Below are 2,709 nucleotides of genomic sequence, written 5' to 3'. Positions count from 1 at the left end.
GGCCCCGGCCACGCGCCGGCGGCGTGCGCGGTGACGGCGCACCTGGAGGCGCGCCTGACCCGGCTCCGGGGCCGCTCCGCCCCGTGGACGGGCGCGCTGCGCCGGGTGCCGCGCGCCCTGTGGGACGACAACGTCTCCGACTGGGCCGCGGCCCTCACCTACTACGCCGTCCTCGCCCTGGTGCCCGCCCTCGTCGTCACCGCGTCCCTCATGGGCCTGGTCGCCCCGGACCTGACCGACCGGCTCATCGCCGACGTGACGTCCTGGGCGCCCGCCCAGTCCGGCGCCGCACTGCACCGCACCCTGCACGATGCGGCCGGGGAGCGCTCCGCCGCCCTGACCGTGGCCGTCGCGGGCGGCGTGGCCGCGCTGTGGTCCGCCTCCAGCTATCTGGCGGTCTTCCGGCGCGCCCTGCACGCGATGCACGGCGTGCCCGACCGGCGCCCCCTGTGGCACCGGCTGCACCGCATCGTCCTGACCGCGCTGAGCCTGCTCGGGCTGCTCGTCGCCAGTGCCCTGGTGCTGCTCCTGACGGGGCCGCTGGCCCAGGCCCTCGGGCGGTGGTTCGGCATCGGACCGACGGCGACCACCGCCTGGTCCCTGCTGCGCTGGCCGTTGCTGCTGTGTCTGGTCGCGCTGCTGGTCCTGGTCCTGTTCCGCACCGGCCCCGCCCCGGCCCGCCGCAGCCGGCAGGCGGTCCCCGGCGGCGCTCTGGCGGCACTGCTGTGGCTGGCCTCCTCGGCGGCCTTCTCCCTCTACGCCTCCGGCATCGGCACCTACGGGCGGCTGTACGGCTCCCTGGCCGGTGTCGTCGTCTTCCTGGTGTGGCTGTGGGTCTCGCACCTGTCCCTGCTGGCCGGCGCCCGGTTCGCCGTGGAGCTGGGCCGCGGCGGCCGAGCGGACCGGGGATCAACAGGGTCAACGGGATCAACGGGATTGAGGACAGGATCCGTCCTCGATCCCCGCTAGCGTGCACCGCATGACGACCAAGGCTGGAACGACCGCCCCCGTCCTCGGCATCCGGGCCCTCAACCGCGCCACCCTGGCCCGCCAGTTGCTGCTGCGCCGCGCGGCGATGTCCGCCGAGGCCGCCGTCGCGCACCTCGTCGGGCTCCAGGCCCAGAACGTGAAGCCCCCGTACTACGCGCTCGCCGCCCGCCTCGACGGCTTCACGCCCGAGGACCTGTCCACGCCGATGGCCGACCGCCGCGTCGCCCGGCTCGTCACCCTGCGCTCGACCATCCACACCCACACCGCCGACGACTGCCTCACCCTGCGGCCCCTGGTGCAGGCCGCCAGGGAACGGGAGCTGAGGACGTTCCGCGAGGGCCTGACCGGCGTCGACCTGGACCGGCTCGCCCGCCTTGCCCGGGAACTGGTCGAGGCCGAGCCGCGCACCCCGGGGCAGTTGCGCGAGGCCCTCGGCGCCGAGTGGCCCGACGCCGACCCGCAGGCCCTGTCCGTCGCCGCCCGCTGCCGGCTCCCGCTCGTCCAGGTGACGCCGCGCGGACTGTGGGACCGCAGCGGCCAGGTCACGCTCACCACCGCCGAGCACTGGCTCGGCCGCCCCGCGCGGCCGGCGCCCGCACCCGACGACACCGTGCTGCGCTACCTCGCCGCGTTCGGACCCGCGTCGGTGAAGGACATGCAGACCTGGGCCGGTCTGACCCGGCTCCGGGACGCCTTCGAACGGCTCCGTCCCCGCCTCGTCACCTTCCGGGACCCGGGCGGCACCGAACTCTTCGACCTCCCGGACGCGCCCCGCCCCGACCCGGACACCCCGGCCCCGCCGCGCTTCCTGCCCGAGTTCGACAACCTGCTCCTCTCCCACGCCGACCGCGCCCGCGTCGTCCCGCCCGAGCACAAGGGCCGCACCTGGAGGAAGAACCAGGCCTACCGCGTCCTGCTCGTCGACGGCTTCGTGGCCGGCCTGTGGAAGCCGGCCGACGACGCCCTGGTCGTCGAGGTCTTCGAGCGCCCCTCGAAGACGCGGCGGGACGAGATCGTGGCCGAGGGCGAGCGGATGCTCGCGACGCTGCACCCCGGAACCGCGTACGACATCCGCTTCGGGACGGTACGCGACTGACACGCGAGCCCCCGGGGCGGCGGACATGGAGAGGGAGCGTTGCGGGCCGCTCGTGGAGGCCCGCAACGCCCCCCGGTCTTGCGCCTGAGGGGTACTCAGGGGGTCAAACGGCGGCCGGTCTGGAACGAGTGAGCCCGGACATGAGTCTCCTCAGGTGGTTGCCGGTGGGGGGTCGCACGGGCGTGGGGGGTGCACGGGGGTCTCGGGACAGATCCCCGTATGCCCGGGCGAGCGGCACGTGCTCACGCTAGAACCGGCGGTCCGGACCACCCAATGAGGGAACCCCCTAAGGGCGTGGGGCAGGGAAAACCCTCGGTTTACCGCCGGTAAACCCGACGGCCGCCAGGACGGCCCGTCTCAGTCGGGACGCCGGCCCGCCGCCAGCCGGACGATGTCGACCCGGGACCGGATCCCCAGTTTGCGGTAGACCCGGGTCAGGGTCGCCTCGACGGTCTTGACGCTGACGAACAGCCGGGCGGCGATCTCCCGGTTGGTCGCGCCCTCCATCACGAGCGAGGCCACCTGGCGCTCCATCGCGGCGAGCCCCGCCAGCGTGTCCGGCTCGGCGGCCGGCACCGGGGGCGCACCGGCCGCCCGCGCCGCGACGGCCGCCTCCACCCGCC

General features: G+C 75.2%; 3 protein-coding genes. 2 read left to right on the top strand and 1 reads right to left on the bottom strand.

Annotated elements, in window-relative coordinates; genetic code table 11:
* Positions 1-30 precede the first annotated feature (30 nt).
* Both BZZ08_RS38290 and BZZ08_RS38285 read left to right on the top strand, forming a co-directional pair.
* Positions 31-969: a YihY/virulence factor BrkB family protein gene (locus BZZ08_RS38290; protein WP_198601953.1), complete on the top strand. Its 939-nt coding sequence runs from the start codon at positions 31-33 to the stop codon at positions 967-969.
* 10 nt (positions 970-979) lie between these two features.
* Positions 980-2,086, top strand: a complete 1,107-nt coding sequence (locus tag BZZ08_RS38285; RefSeq protein ID WP_104636719.1) for a winged helix DNA-binding domain-containing protein — start codon at positions 980-982, stop codon at positions 2,084-2,086.
* A 357-nt stretch (positions 2,087-2,443) separates the two neighbouring features.
* Here BZZ08_RS38285 and BZZ08_RS38280 read toward each other — a convergent pair.
* A partial coding sequence (locus BZZ08_RS38280; RefSeq protein ID WP_133169279.1) for a helix-turn-helix domain-containing protein occupies positions 2,444-2,709 on the bottom strand: 266 nt, incomplete at its 5' end.

Source organism: Streptomyces sp. MH60, from assembly GCF_002939385.1.
In the GTDB taxonomy this organism is placed as follows: domain Bacteria; phylum Actinomycetota; class Actinomycetes; order Streptomycetales; family Streptomycetaceae; genus Streptomyces.
This window is presented reverse-complemented; position numbering and strand designations above follow the sequence as displayed.